Genomic DNA, 13,125 nt, shown 5'->3' with positions numbered 1-13,125 from the left:
ATACCTGCCAATGTCGTCCAGACCGACGCAGAACGGCCCGGGGCGGCATCCCGCCCCGGGCCGTTCTGATCATGCTGCTTCGCCGATTGCCGTGAGGGCGCCGGCGGGGCCGGTCAGAATTCTTCCCAACCATCTTCCTGTGCCTGCGGCGCGCGGGCGGCGCCGCCCGAACCGGTCGTGCGCATCTGCGTCACGCCGCGGGGCGGAGCATGGCGCTGCGGCTGCGCCCGGCCTTCGCTGCGCCGGGCACCGGCATTGCCGGCACTGGTGCTGAACTTGGCCATGGCATGGGCCAGTTCATCGGTCTCGTTGGCCAGCGTCTGGCTGGCCGCCGTCGCCTCTTCCACCATGGCGGCGTTCTGCTGGGTCACCTTGTCCATCTGGTCGGCGGCGCCCGAGACTTCCCGCAGGCTCGTCGCCTGTTCGCGAGCGCTCGAGGCAATGGTTGAGATGACCTCTGCCATGGCGCTGACTTCGGTGACGATCTCCTCCAGCGACTTGCCGGAGGCCGTGACCAGCTCGACGCCGGTGCCGACCTGTTCGCGGGACGTCGCGATCAGCGTCTTGATCTCCTTGGCCGCTTCCGCCGAGCGCTGGGCCAGCCCGCGCACTTCCTGGGCGACGACGGCGAAGCCCTTGCCCGCTTCGCCGGCCCGTGCCGCCTCGACACCGGCATTCAGGGCGAGGAGATTGGTCTGGAAGGCGATCTCGTCGATGACCGAGATGATCGAATTGATCTTCTCGGAGGACTGCTCGATCTGGCCCATCGCCGCGACCGCCTTGCCGACGACCTCTCCGCCCTTCTGGGCCTTCTCACGGGCACCGGACGCGACCTGCTGCGCCTTGCCGGCACCCTCGGCGGTCTCGTTGACCGCCTGGGTGACTTCGCCCAAAGCCGCGACGGTTTCCTCGAGGCTCGCCGCCTGCTGCTCGGTGCGGTGGGCCAGATCGTTCGACGCCGTGTTGATCTCGCCGAGACCGGTGCGGATCGACGCGATCGAGGTCACCACATGGCCGATCGCCTCTTCCAGCGAGGCGACGCTGGCGTTGAACTTGGCGCGGATCGGCTCGAACTCCTCGGCAACCTTGTCCTGCATGCGCACGGTCAGGTCACCGGCCGACAGACGCTCGAAGCCCACCTCGACGACACCGACAAAGGCGCGCAGGTCCTCGGCCTTGGCATTGTCGAGGGCGGCCTGGCGCTTCTTGGCCTCGTCCTGGCTGATACGGGTGGCTTCGGCTTCCTGAGCCAGCTCATCGCGCTCGATCGCGGCCTTCTTGAAGGCCTCGACGGCCCCGGCCATCTCGCCGATCTCGTCCTGGCGCCCGGCGCCGGGGATCGCCACGGTCTTGTCGCCGGCGGCGAGCGAACGCATGGCTGCGGTCATCTGGGTCAGCGGACGGGAGATGCTGCGGGCCAGCGGCCAGGCGCAGGCGATCAGCAGGCCGAGCAGCGGCAGCGACCAGGCCAGCGACTTGGCGACTTCGCTCATGAAGATCGCGTTGAGATCGTCGACATAGACGCCGGTACCGATCACCCAGCCCCACTGCGGCACGGAGGCCGAATAGCTCAGCTTGGCGATCGGCTCCTCGCCCTTGGTGCGCGGCCACAGATAGGGGGTGATGCCGCCGCCCTGGGCGGCCCTGGCGATGATTTCCTGGAACAGCGGGAAGCCGCTCGGGTCGCGGCTGTCCCAGAAGTTCTTGCCGACCAGCGCCGTGTTCGGGTGAACCAGCATGTTGGCCTTGGTATCGGTGACGAAGAAATAGTCGTCCTTGCCGTAACGCATGGACTCGACCACTGCCGCCGCCTGGGCGCGTGCCGCATCCTCGGTGAGGACGCCATCGGCGACCATCGTCTGGTAGCGCTCGACGATCGCGACGGCCGATTCCACCTGCGTCTTGATGAGTTCGCCGCGTTGGGCTTCCACGACGTTGCGCAGCGACAGGAGCTGCGCGCCGGTAACGACGAGGCAGATGACGATCGACAGCGCGATCAGCGCGGCCAGTTTCTTCGATATGGTCAGAGGCATGTGAACGATCCCAAAAACGTGATCGTTCGAATTGACACGAAATCCTTTAACGGAACCTATCCGTGTGCCGCACGTTCGCGATTTCGCGACATACGCGACCGATATACTTCCATTCCCCTGCCAGAGTTCCCGCCGCCGGCCCGGTGATCGCAAGGACCGGGCCGACGGCGATGGCGATTGCTGCGTAACTACCGCGGCTTAGGGCCGGCCGTAGCCGCCCGGCGTCGGCGTCGTGACGATCACCGCCTCGCCGGCCTGCAGCACGGTCTGGTCGCAACCTTCGAGCCGTTCGACGCTGCCATCCGCGCGGCGGATCTCGGTCTTCCCCATCTGGCCGTCGTCGCCGCCGGCGATGCCCCGTGGCGGCAGGGTCCGGTGCGAGGACAGGATGGCGCAGTCCATCTCCTGCAGGAAGCGGATGGTGCGTTCGGTGCCGTCGCCGCCGGCCTTCTCGCCGCCGCCGCCGGAACCGGCACGGATATGGAAATCCTCCAGCACGACCGGATAGCGCATCTCCAGGATTTCCGGATCGGTGAGGCGCGAATTGGTCATGTGGACATGGACGCCCGACGTGCCGGCAAAGCTGGTGCCGTCATTCATGCGGCCGGCCGGCGAGCCCGAGCAGATGGTCTCGTAATACTGGTAGCGCGCATCCCCGAAGGTCAGATTGTTCATCGTGCCCTCCGAGTTCGACAGCGCGCCGAAGGCGCCGAACAGCGCATTGGTGACATGCTGCGAGGTCTCGACATTGCCGGCGACGACGGCGGCCGGATAGACCGGCTTGAGCATCGAACCGTCCGGCACGACGATGCGGATCGGGCGCAGGCACCCGGCATTCATCGGGATCGGCTTTTCCACCATCACGCGGAAGACGTAGAGGACCGCGGCCCGCGTCACCGGCTCGGGCGCATTGAAATTGTTGGCCATGGACGGCGAGGTGCCGGTGAAGTCGACGGTCGCCTCGCGGGCCTCCCGGTCGATGGTGATCGCCACCTTGATGATCTGGCCGGAATCGGTTGGATATTCGTAGGAACAATCCTCCAGCCCGTCGATGAGCTGGCGCACCGCCTCGGCGGCGTTGTCCTGGACGAAGCCCATATAGGCGCGGGCGGTGTCGAGGCCGAAGGTCTCGACCATCTTGCGCAATTCGGCGACGCCCTTCTCGTTGGCCGCGATCTGCGCCTTCAGATCGGCGACGTTCTGGTCGGGATTGCGGGCCGGATAGGGATGGTCGGTCAGCACCCGGCGCAGCTCCTCCTCCTGGAAGATTCCGCCATCGACGAGGCGCAGATTGTCGATGAGGACGCCCTCCTCGTCGACCCTGGTGGCGCGCGGGGTCATCGAGCCCGGGGCGATGCCGCCGACATCGGCATGGTGGCCGCGCGAGGCGACGTAGAAGAGGATCGTCCGCTTCGCGTCGTCGAAGACCGGGGTGACGACGGTGATGTCCGGCAGATGGGTGCCGCCATTATAGGGGGCGTTCAGGGCGAAGACGTCGCCCGGCCGGATCGCGTCCTTGTTCAGCGCGATGATCGTCTCGACCGAGCGGTCCATGGAGCCCAGATGCACCGGCATGTGCGGCGCGTTGGCGACGAGCGCGCCGGTGGCGTCGAAGACTGCGCAGGAGAAGTCCAGCCGCTCCTTGATGTTCACCGAGGAGGCGGTGTTCTGCAGCGTCACGCCCATCTGTTCGGCGATCGACATGAACAGGTTGTTGAACACCTCCAGCAGCACCGGATCGGCGCCGGCCTCGCCGGAGCCGGCCCTCGCCGTGCCGAGCGCGGCATGGCGGGCCTTCTTCTCGGTGCGGGTCAGGAGGACGTCGTTGTGGACGGTGATCCCCGCCGACCAGCCCGGCTCGACGACGATGGTCTGGTTCGGCTCGACGATCAGCGCCGGTCCGGCGATGCGGGCGCCCAGTTCCAGCGCCTCGCGGCGGAAGATACCGGCCTCGCGCTCGGCCCCGCCGGTGTAGATGCGGCCGGTCTCGGAGGCTTCGGCGTCATAAGCCGCGACATTGCCCTCGCTCGCGTCGACGACCGTCTCGCGGCGCTCGGCGCCCTCGACCGAGACGTTCTCGACAACGATCGGGCGATCCTCGTAGACGAAGCCGAACTGCGCCCGGTGGGCGTCCTCGAAGGCCGTGCGCGCGGCCGCGAAATCGCCGGTATGGACGACCGGCAGCGTCGTGTCGGTGCCGTCGTAGCGCAGCTGCAGCAGCAGCGTCGTGTCAACGCTCTCGTCGGCGACGCCCTGGGCCGCGAGTTCGCCGGCCACGGCCTTTCCGAGCTCCGCCGCCAGCGCGTCGATGGCATCGCGGGACGCCTCTTCCAACGGCGCGACCAGCGCCTGGCTGCGCGAGGAGAACAGCGAGGACAGGCCGATGCCGTAGGCCGACAGGAGGCCGGACATGGGGTGGATCAGCACCCGCTCCATGGACAGGGCATCGGCGACGAGGCAGGCATGCTGGCCGCCGGCACCGCCGAAGGAATTCAGAAGGTAGCGCGAGACGTCGTAGCCGCGCTGCACCGAGATCTTCTTGATGGCATTGGCCATGTTCTCGACGGCGATGGTCAGGAAGCCCTCGGCCATCTGCCGCGGATCGCGATCCTCGCCGAGCGTCGCCGCCATGGCCTTGAACTTCTCGGCGACGATGCCGGCGTCCAGCGGCTGGTCGCGGCCCGGCCCGAACACGGCCGGGAACAGCTCCGGCTTCAGCTTGCCGAGCATGACGTTGGCGTCGGTCACCGTCAGCGGCCCACCCTTGCCGTAGGCCGCCGGCCCCGGATGCGCGCCGGCCGAATCCGGGCCGACCTGGAAGCGGCCCTGGTCGAGATGCAGGATCGAGCCGCCGCCGGCAGCCACCGTGTGGATGCGCATCATTGGCGCGCGAATGCGCACGCCCGCGACTTCCGAATCCAGCGCCCGCTCGTAGGAGCCGGCATAGTGGGTCACGTCGGTCGAGGTGCCGCCCATGTCGAAGCCGATGACCTTTTCCTCGCCGGCCAGCCGAGCGGTTTCGGCCATGCCGACGACGCCGCCGGCGGGGCCCGACAGGATCGCATCCTTGCCCTGGAAGAGATCGGCGGCGGTGAGCCCACCCGACGACATCATGAACTGCAGGGACGGCGCGGCGGCATCCTGCGTACTGGCGCCGAGCGCGCCGGCGACGCGGCTGACATAGCGCGACAGGATCGGCGTCAGATAGGCGTCGACCACCGTGGTGTCGCCGCGCCCGACGATCTTGACCAGCGGTGAGACCTCGTGGCTGACCGAGATCTGCGAGAAACCGGCTTCCTCTGCCAAAGCGCGCGCGCGCTGCTCGTGGGCCGGATAGCGCCAGGAATGCATGAAGACGATGGCGACGGCGTCGATGCCGTCGGCCCTGGCGGTCGCCAGCGCGTCGCGGGTGCCGGCCTCGTCCAGTTCGCGCTCCAGCGTGCCGTCGGCCAGCACCCGCTCGCCGACTTCCGCCACCCGCTCGTAGAGCTGCTCGGGCAGGATGATCTCCTTGGCGAAGATGTCGGGCCGGGCCTGGTAGGCGATCTTCAGCGCGTCGCGGAAACCTCGGGTAATGAGCAGCAGCGTGCGGTCGCCCTTGCGCTCGAGCAGCGCATTGGTCGCCACCGTCGTGCCCATGCGCACCGTGCCAACGCGGTCCGAGACGATCGGCGCGTCGCTGGCGAGGCCCAGGAGGTCGCGGATGCCTTCGAGGGCGGCGTCCTCGTAAACGCCGGGATTTTCGGAGAGCAGCTTGCGCGGATGCAGGCCCCCGTCGGGATCGCGGCCGATGATGTCGGTGAAGGTGCCGCCCCGGTCGATCCAGAAGTCCCACTTGCCGCTGTTGACTGCACTCATCTTCGGCACTCCGCTCAAGATTTCATCTTTATCGGCGATTTATCGACAGATTATCAGTGTGTTTGACGGAGGGCAATTTTCGTGGAAGTCTTTCTTCCGGAAACAGCCATGGAGACTGCGATGAAGCATCTGTCGACGATTACGCTTGCCGCCACTCTGGTTCTGCCGGGCGCGGCCCTTGCCCAGACGGCCTGGGACATGCCGACCCCCTATGCGGAAGGCAATTTCCACGAAAAAAACATCGCCACCTTCATCGAGGAGGTGAACGGCGCCGCCGGCGATGCGGTCCAGATCACCCAGCACCCGAACCAGTCGCTGATCAAGCATCCTGACATCAAGAACTCGGTCCGTGACGGCATCGTGCCGATCGGCGAGCTGCTGGTCTCGCGGCTCGAGAACGAGAACCCGATCTACGGCGCCGATTCCGTGCCGTTCCTGGCCACCAGCTACGACGAGGCGAAGAAACTCTACGACGCCCAGAAGCCGATGATGGAAGAGGCGCTGGCCAAGGACGGCCTGAAGCTTCTGTTCTCGGTGCCTTGGCCGCCGCAGGGCCTCTACACCAAGCAGGCGGTGGATTCCGTCGCCGAGCTCGGCGGCAAGTCGTTCCGTGCCTACAACACCTCGACCGAGGCGATCGCCAACGAGGCCGGCATGGTGCCGACCCAGATCGAGGCCTCGGACGTGCCGACGGCATTCTCGACCGGCCGCGTCGAGGCGATGATGACCTCGCCCTCCACCGGTGTCGACACCAAGGCCTGGGACTTCCTGTCGAACTACTACGTCCTCAACGCCTGGCTGCCGCGCAACATGGTGATCGTCAACCAGGCCGCCTTCGACGCCCTGCCGCCGGAGGCCCAGACCGCCATCACCGAGGCGGCGGCGGCCGCCGAGACCCGCGGCTGGGAGGCCTCGGTGGCCGAGACCGAAAGCGCCACCAAGACGCTGTCGGAGAACGGCATCACGGTCGAAGAGCCGTCCGAGCAGATGAAGGCGGACTTCCAGAAGATCGGCGAGACGCTGACCGAATCCTGGAAGCAGTCGGCGGGCGAGGCCGGCGCGGCCCTGATCGAGGCCTATCGCAACTGATCATCGCTCCCATGAGACGGGCGGCGGCCATCGCCGCCCGTCGTCTGCCCCGAGCCTGCCCGTCAACCCGCCCGGAGCACCGATGCGTCGCGTTCTCGATACGATCTACAGCGTGGCCGGCGGCATCGCCGCCCTCTGCCTCGTCGCCATTCTCGTCCTCGTCGCGCTGCAGGTGGGCGCCCGGCTCCTCGATTTCCTGCTGATCAGCCTCGGGGCGACGCCGACCCGCTTCGCCGTGCCCTCGCTCGCCGAGATCGCCGGCTTCCTCCTGGCGGGCGCCACCTTCCTGGCGCTGGCCGACACGCTGGCCAGGAACGTCCACATCCGCGTCGACCTCGTCACCCAGCGCCTGCCCGAGCGGGCACGCCAGAATGTCGACGGCATCGTCGCGCTGCTCGGCGCCGGGATCGCCCTGTTCGGCGCCTATGCCACCGGCGGACTGGCGCTGAAGAGCTTCAGCTACGGCGACGTCTCCTACGGCATGATCGCCGTGCCGCTCGCTTTGCCGCAGGCGACGCTGGCGCTGGGCCTGTTCATCCTCGCCATCGCCCTCGTCGACGAAGCCGTGCTGGCCTTTCGCGGCATGGATCGCATCGCCGGCAGCGGAGGCAGCGTCTGATGGGCGTGTTCGAAGTCTCGCTGCTGCTCGTCGTCGTCCTCTTCGGCGCGCTGGCCTCGGGCCTGTGGGTCGCACTTGCGCTGACGCTGACGGCACTCGCGGCGCTGCTCACCCGGCCGGCACTGCCCGACGCGCAGATCCTCGCCACCTCCTTCTGGTCGGCCTCGACGTCCTGGGACCTCACCGCCCTGCCGATGTTCATCTGGATGGGCGAGATCCTGTTCCGCTCGAAACTGTCGGAGGACCTCTTTGCCGGGCTTGCGCCGCTGATGCGTCGGCTGCCGGGCCGGCTGATCCACGTCAACATCGTCGGCTGCGCCATCTTCGCGGCGATCTCCGGCTCCTCGGCCGCCACCACCCAGACCATCGGCAAGATCTCGCTGCCGGAACTGAAGGAGCGGGGCTATGACGAGCGCATCGCCATGGGCTCTCTGGCCGGCTCGGGCACGCTCGGCCTGCTGATCCCGCCCTCGATCATCCTCATCGTCTATGGCGCGGCGGTGGAGGAATCGATCGCCCGACTGTTCATCGCCGGCGTCGTGCCGGGCATCGTGCTGGCGCTGTTGTTCATGGGCTATGTGGCGCTCATCACCACGCTGAAGCCCTCGCTGATCCCGGCCGCGGCCGACGTCATCGTCGAGGAAAGCGCCTTCCGCTCGCTCGGCCGCATCCTGCCGACCATCCTGCTGATCGCCGGCGTCATCGGCTCGATCTATGGCGGCATCGCCTCGCCGACCGAGGCGGCGGTGATCGGCGTCATCCTGGCGCTGGTCATCGCAAGGGCCCAGAATGCACTGAACTGGCAGAGCTTCCGCGAGGGCCTGATGGCGGCGACGCGGGTGTCGGCAATGATCGCCTTCATCCTCGCCGGCGCGGCGGTGGTCACCACCGCCATGGGCTTCACCGGCCTGCCGCGGGAACTCGCCACCTGGATCGGCTCGCTCGACCTGTCCCCCTTCGCGCTGCTGGCGGCGCTGACGGTGTTCTTCATGGTGCTCGGCTGCTTCCTCGACGGCATCTCCATGGTGGTGCTGACCACTTCGGTGATCATGCCGCTGGTGACCCAGGCCGGCTTCGACCTCGTATGGTTCGGCATTTATCTCGTCATCGTCGTGGAGATGGCGCAGATCACGCCGCCGGTCGGCTTCAACCTCTTCGTCATCCAGGGCCTGACGGGACAGAACATCTTCAGGATCGCCGCCGCCACGGCGCCCTTCTTCGGCCTTCTGGCGCTGATGGTGGTGCTGCTGGCGGTGTTCCCCGATCTTGCGCTCTACCTGCCCCGCACGATGTTCTCCGGAGGCTGAGCATGGCCGGCGGGACCGACGACACCAACCCCGAAGCCCGACCGCCCGCAGGACCGGGAGGCTTCGGCCCCATCGTCTCCTCGGCGCATCTGGCCGACGGCGCCATGCCGGCGCTGTCGGAGGTCGAGTTCGGGATGATCCTCGCCAACCATGCCTTCGAGCGCTGGATGATCCGCTGCATGACGGCGGCCGGACAGCCCGGCCTGACGGCGACGGAGATCCTCGTCCTCCATACGGTGACCCATCGCGGCAAGCCCAAGCGCCTCGCCGACATCTGCCTCGTGCTGGGCATCGAGGACACGCATCTGGCGACCTATGCGATCCGCAAGCTGGAGGCGAAGGGGCTGGTGGCGCGTGAGAAATCCGGCAAGGAACGGCTGATCGCGATCACCTCCGAGGGCGAGACCGCCTGTCGCCTCTACAAGGACCTGCGCGAACGCATCCTCGTCTCCGGCGCCGAGGAACTCGGCATATCGCCTGAGGCCATGACCAACGTCGCCCGCCTCCTGCGCGTCCTGTCGGGCCATTACGACCAGGCGGCCCGCACCGCGGCGAGTTTGTAGAAGGACCGAAGACCGGTCTCGGCTCGGCGTTCACCGCTTGCCAATGCGATAGACATCGCCGCCGGACTGGACTGCTCGCGCCGCACCGCGGGACGCGTGCAGCGATGCGGGCCTTTTCCCATCGCTGCCTTCTGCCATAAGAGACCCTGACGGCACCGCGGACAGGAAGGATACGGCACCATGGCCGAAGCACGGCGGATCGACGGCAAGGCGCGCGCGGCGCGGATCATCGAGGAGGTCACGGCGGCAACGACGTCCCTGACCGCCGAGACGGGCCTTCAGCCCGGACTGGCCGTGGTGATCGTCGGCGAGGACCCGGCCAGCCAGGTCTATGTCGGCTCCAAGGCCAAGCGCGCGGTCGAATGCGGCTTCAAGTCGGTCAAGCACGTGCTCGATACCGACACGTCCGAAGCGGCGCTGCTCGAGCTGATCGCCGAGCTCAACGCCGATCCCGAGATCCACGGCATTCTCGTCCAGCTGCCGCTGCCGCAGCAGATCGACGAGGGCAAGGTGATCCAGGCCATCGACGCCGACAAGGACGTCGACGGTTTCCACCTCGTCAATGTCGGGCGGCTGTCCACCGGCGCGATCGACGAGGCCTTCGTGCCCTGCACGCCGGCCGGCTCGATGATCCTGATCCGCGACGTTCTCGGCGACGATCTGTCGGGCCTCAACGTGGTGATCGTCGGCCGCTCCAACATCGTCGGCAAGCCGATGGCGCAGCTTCTCCTCGCCGCCAACGCCACCGTGACCATCGCCCATTCGCGCACGAAGGACCTGCCCGCCCTTTGCCGGAACGCGGATATCCTGGTCGCAGCCGTCGGCCGGCCCGAGATGATCGGCGCGGACTATGTGAAGGAGGGTGCCGTGGTCATCGATGTCGGCATCAACCGGATTGATGCCCCCGAGAAGGGCAACAATCCGGACGGCTCGGCGAAGACCCGGCTGGTGGGCGATGTGGCGTTCGAGGCCGCCTCGCAGAAGGCCGCGGCGATCACGCCGGTGCCGGGCGGCGTCGGGCCGATGACCATCGCCATGCTGATGGCCAACACGCTGGTGGCGGCCTGCCGCGCCGCCGGTCGCACGCCGCCGCGCTTCTGAGCCGGGCCACCAGGATCAGGCGCGACGCCCTGTCCTGTCAGAAATTGGCGGCCGGTCAGCGGGCGCCGACAGCCTGATAGACGGTCGGACCGCCTTCGCCGCCGAAGCCGTAGACGTCGTAGCGGGCATCCGGATCGTCGCCCATGCCGGGCGAGCCCATCGGCATGCCCGGCGCCGACAGGCCGGCCAGGGCGGGACGCTCGGCGAGGAGCCGGTCGATCGCATCCATCGGCACATGGCCCTCGATGACATAGCCGTCGATCCTGGCCGTGTGGCACCCTTCCATCGCCGCCGGTACCTTCGCCGCACGCTTGATCGGGGTCAGTTCGTCGGTGTTCGTGACGGTAACGTCGAAGCCATGGGCGCGGGCAATGTCCGTCCAGGCCTCGCAGCAGCCGCAGCTCGGCGACTTCCAGACCGACATATGCCGATCGGCGTGATCGGCCTTGGCCGCCAGCGTGCCGAGCACGAGCAGTCCGGCCGAAACCGCGAGCGGGAGGATCGTCTTCGTCATAAGTCGCCTGTTCTTGCCTGGCATCCGTATCGCGAACTGGTCCCCGCGATACGGAAAAGCGTCGGCGGGCTTTGTGGCGATCAGATGGTGTCGCCGGCGTCCTGCGGGGCGGCGTCCGCCTCGGCCTTGGCGGCAGAGGCCTTCGGCCCGCCCTTGGAGACGCCGACCATGGCCGGGCGCAGCACGCGCTCGCCAATGGCATAGCCCGCCTGCACGACCTGCAGGACGGTGCCGTTCGGCACTTCGGTGTTCGGAATCTCGAACATCGCCTGATGGAAATTCGGGTCGAAGCGCTGGCCTTCCGGGTCGAGCTTCTTGACGCCGTGCTTCTCCAGCGTGCTGAGCAGCGACCGCTCGGTCACCTCGACGCCGTCGATGAGACCGGCCAGACCACCCTCGCCATCGGCCTTGGCTTCGGCCGGCACGGCTTCCAGCGCGCGGCGCAGATTGTCGGCGACCGACAGGATCTCGCGGGCAAAGCCGGTCACCGCATAGGTGCGCGCATCCTTGACCTCGCGCTCGGTCCGCCGGCGCAGGTTTTCCATGTCGGCGGCCAGCCGCAGCAGGCGATCCTTGACGTCGGCGTTCTCGGCTTCCAGCGCGGCGATGCGTTCGGCATCGGCGCTGGCGGCCGCATCGGCGTCGGCAAAGCCGCTGGCGGCGTCCGCATAGCCGCTGCCCTCGGCATTGGCATTGGCCGCCGCGCGCCGCGCCTCGGCCTCGCTCGCCGGGTCGGCGCGATCGCGGGCGGCCGGGTCAGCCGCCCGGTTGCGGGCTTCGTCGTGTTCGCGCTTGCCGGTATCGCTCATGCGTCATCACCTCGTGTCGGGGCCTGGCTGCGCAAGTCCGGCGGTGGGAGTTCCCACGCGAACCGCGCAGCGCGGCGGAAAATCGTTGTCGCGCCGCATATCGAATTGACGGGACGGAAAATCAAGCCTCGCGGGCAGCCGCGCCCGAGGTCAGAAGCCGCGATACGATGCGCGCGGTATAGTCCACCATCGGCACGATCCGCTTGTAGTTGAGCCGGGTCGGACCGATCACGCCCACCGCGCCGATGACGCTCTCGCCGCCGCCCTGATAGGGGGCGACCACCAGCGAGGATCCGGACAGCGAGAAAAGCTTGTTCTCCGATCCGATGAAGATCCGCACGCCATTGCCCTTCTCGGCAAGGCCCAGAAGCTCGATGATGCCGCTCTTGGTTTCGAGGTCGTCGAAAAGCAGGCGCAGCCGCTCGATGTCCTCGGAGGCGGTGACATTTTCCAGGAGGTTGGCCCGGCCGCGCACGATCAGCCGCGCCGGCTGGTCGGCCGAGGCGCCGGACCAGACCGCGAGCCCCTTTTCGACGAGCTGGCGCGACAGGAGATCGAGGGCGCTGGAGGTGTCGTCCTTCAGCCGGGCGATCTCCTCGCTCGCCTCGCCCAGCGTACGGCCGACGATATGGGCGTTGAGGAAGTTTCCGGCCTCGACGAGCTGCGAGGCGGTGACACCGGCCGGCAGGTCGAGAATGCGATTCTCCACCTCGCCATTGGCGCCGACCAGCACCGCCAGCGCCCGCGTCGGCTCCAGACGGATGAACTCGATATGCTTGAGGCGCAGATCGGCCTTGGAGGTGAGCACGATGCCGGCGCCGCGAGAGAGGCCGGACAGGAGCTGGCTCGCCTCGGTCAGAAGCGATTCGAACGGGCGGCCGTCGCCCGACACGCGCACCTTTTCCTCAATCTCCTCGCGCTCGGAGGAGCCGAGATCGCCGACTTCCAGAAAGGCGTCGACGAAGAAGCGCAGGCCCAGTTCAGTCGGCATGCGTCCGGCGCTGACATGCGGCGCATAGATCAGGCCGAGCGCTTCCAGATCGCTCATCACATTGCGGATCGAGGCCGGCGAAAGCGCGTTGGTCAGGAGCCGCGACAGCATGCGCGAGCCCACCGGCTCGCCGATGTCGAGATAGCTTTCGACGATCAGCCGGAAGATCTCCCGCGAGCGCTCGTCCAGCGGCAGTGCTCCGGAAGCCAAATCGCTGACAGGCAAACGGAATTCAGTCATG

Annotated in this window: 10 protein-coding genes; 5 read left to right on the top strand and 5 right to left on the bottom strand. The window is 67.6% G+C overall.

Features of this window, described 5'->3' with window-relative positions; all coding sequences use genetic code 11:
- Positions 1 to 113: 113 nt before the first annotated feature.
- Positions 114 to 2,033 (bottom strand): methyl-accepting chemotaxis protein, encoded by a 1,920-nt coding sequence (locus J3367_RS07105; protein WP_051141515.1) that lies wholly within the window; start codon positions 2,031 to 2,033, stop codon positions 114 to 116.
- A gap of 198 nt (positions 2,034 to 2,231) precedes the next feature.
- Entirely contained in the window at positions 2,232 to 5,891 is a 3,660-nt protein-coding gene (locus tag J3367_RS07100; protein WP_029702765.1) for a hydantoinase B/oxoprolinase family protein, read from the bottom strand.
- 108 nt (positions 5,892 to 5,999) lie between these two features.
- Between J3367_RS07100 and J3367_RS07095 the strand changes: the two genes are divergently transcribed.
- The 5 genes from J3367_RS07095 (at position 6,000) to folD (ending at position 10,570) form a co-directional block, all read left to right on the top strand.
- Positions 6,000 to 6,980 (top strand): TRAP transporter substrate-binding protein, encoded by a 981-nt coding sequence (locus J3367_RS07095; RefSeq protein ID WP_051141514.1) that lies wholly within the window; start codon positions 6,000 to 6,002, stop codon positions 6,978 to 6,980.
- Positions 6,981 to 7,062: 82 nt separating this feature from the next.
- Positions 7,063 to 7,599, top strand: coding sequence for a TRAP transporter small permease (locus J3367_RS07090; protein WP_024349406.1), 537 nt, complete (start codon positions 7,063 to 7,065; stop codon positions 7,597 to 7,599).
- Entirely contained in the window at positions 7,599 to 8,906 is a 1,308-nt protein-coding gene (locus J3367_RS07085) for a TRAP transporter large permease (RefSeq protein WP_024349405.1), read from the top strand. The genes J3367_RS07090 and J3367_RS07085 overlap by 1 nt, the downstream gene beginning before the upstream one ends.
- Before the next feature lie 2 nt (positions 8,907 to 8,908).
- Positions 8,909 to 9,469, top strand: a complete 561-nt coding sequence (locus tag J3367_RS07080; protein WP_024349404.1) for a winged helix DNA-binding protein — start codon at positions 8,909 to 8,911, stop codon at positions 9,467 to 9,469.
- Between the two features lie 180 nt (positions 9,470 to 9,649).
- Positions 9,650 to 10,570 carry a bifunctional methylenetetrahydrofolate dehydrogenase/methenyltetrahydrofolate cyclohydrolase FolD gene (folD, locus tag J3367_RS07075; RefSeq protein WP_024349403.1) on the top strand — a complete coding sequence of 307 codons (921 nt, stop codon included), beginning with the start codon at positions 9,650 to 9,652 and terminating at the stop codon, positions 10,568 to 10,570.
- Positions 10,571 to 10,625: 55 nt separating this feature from the next.
- Here folD and J3367_RS07070 read toward each other — a convergent pair whose 3' ends face one another.
- The 3 genes from J3367_RS07070 to hrcA all read right to left on the bottom strand — a co-directional run bounded on the left by J3367_RS07070 (position 10,626) and on the right by hrcA (position 13,124).
- The gene (locus J3367_RS07070) at positions 10,626 to 11,084 is read right to left on the bottom strand and encodes a DUF411 domain-containing protein (protein WP_024349402.1); all 459 of its coding nucleotides are present in this window, start codon (positions 11,082 to 11,084) and stop codon (positions 10,626 to 10,628) included.
- Between the two features lie 80 nt (positions 11,085 to 11,164).
- Entirely contained in the window at positions 11,165 to 11,893 is a 729-nt protein-coding gene (grpE, locus tag J3367_RS07065; protein WP_024349401.1) for a nucleotide exchange factor GrpE, read from the bottom strand.
- Positions 11,894 to 12,014: 121 nt separating this feature from the next.
- Positions 12,015 to 13,124, bottom strand: coding sequence for a heat-inducible transcriptional repressor HrcA (gene hrcA, locus J3367_RS07060; protein WP_024349400.1), 1,110 nt, complete (start codon positions 13,122 to 13,124; stop codon positions 12,015 to 12,017).
- Position 13,125: the final 1 nt, after the last annotated feature.

The sequence above is a fragment of the Aurantimonas sp. NFXS3 genome (genome assembly GCF_049132005.1).
In the GTDB taxonomy this organism is placed as follows: domain Bacteria; phylum Pseudomonadota; class Alphaproteobacteria; order Rhizobiales; family Rhizobiaceae; genus Aurantimonas; species Aurantimonas coralicida.
The sequence above is the reverse complement of the archived record's forward strand: the minus strand, read 5'-3'. Positions and strand labels throughout refer to the sequence as shown.

Coding starts and splice junctions, on each gene's coding strand:
- hrcA (WP_024349400.1), bottom strand. CDS start 13,124: ATGACTGAATTCCGTTTGCCTGTCAGCGATTTGGCTTCCGGAGCACTG.
- J3367_RS07090 (WP_024349406.1), top strand. CDS start 7,063: ATGCGTCGCGTTCTCGATACGATCTACAGCGTGGCCGGCGGCATCGCC.
- J3367_RS07080 (WP_024349404.1), top strand. CDS start 8,909: ATGGCCGGCGGGACCGACGACACCAACCCCGAAGCCCGACCGCCCGCA.
- J3367_RS07070 (WP_024349402.1), bottom strand. CDS start 11,084: ATGACGAAGACGATCCTCCCGCTCGCGGTTTCGGCCGGACTGCTCGTG.
- J3367_RS07095 (WP_051141514.1), top strand. CDS start 6,000: ATGGAGACTGCGATGAAGCATCTGTCGACGATTACGCTTGCCGCCACT.
- J3367_RS07085 (WP_024349405.1), top strand. CDS start 7,599: ATGGGCGTGTTCGAAGTCTCGCTGCTGCTCGTCGTCGTCCTCTTCGGC.
- folD (WP_024349403.1), top strand. CDS start 9,650: ATGGCCGAAGCACGGCGGATCGACGGCAAGGCGCGCGCGGCGCGGATC.
- J3367_RS07105 (WP_051141515.1), bottom strand. CDS start 2,033: ATGCCTCTGACCATATCGAAGAAACTGGCCGCGCTGATCGCGCTGTCG.
- grpE (WP_024349401.1), bottom strand. CDS start 11,893: ATGAGCGATACCGGCAAGCGCGAACACGACGAAGCCCGCAACCGGGCG.
- J3367_RS07100 (WP_029702765.1), bottom strand. CDS start 5,891: ATGAGTGCAGTCAACAGCGGCAAGTGGGACTTCTGGATCGACCGGGGC.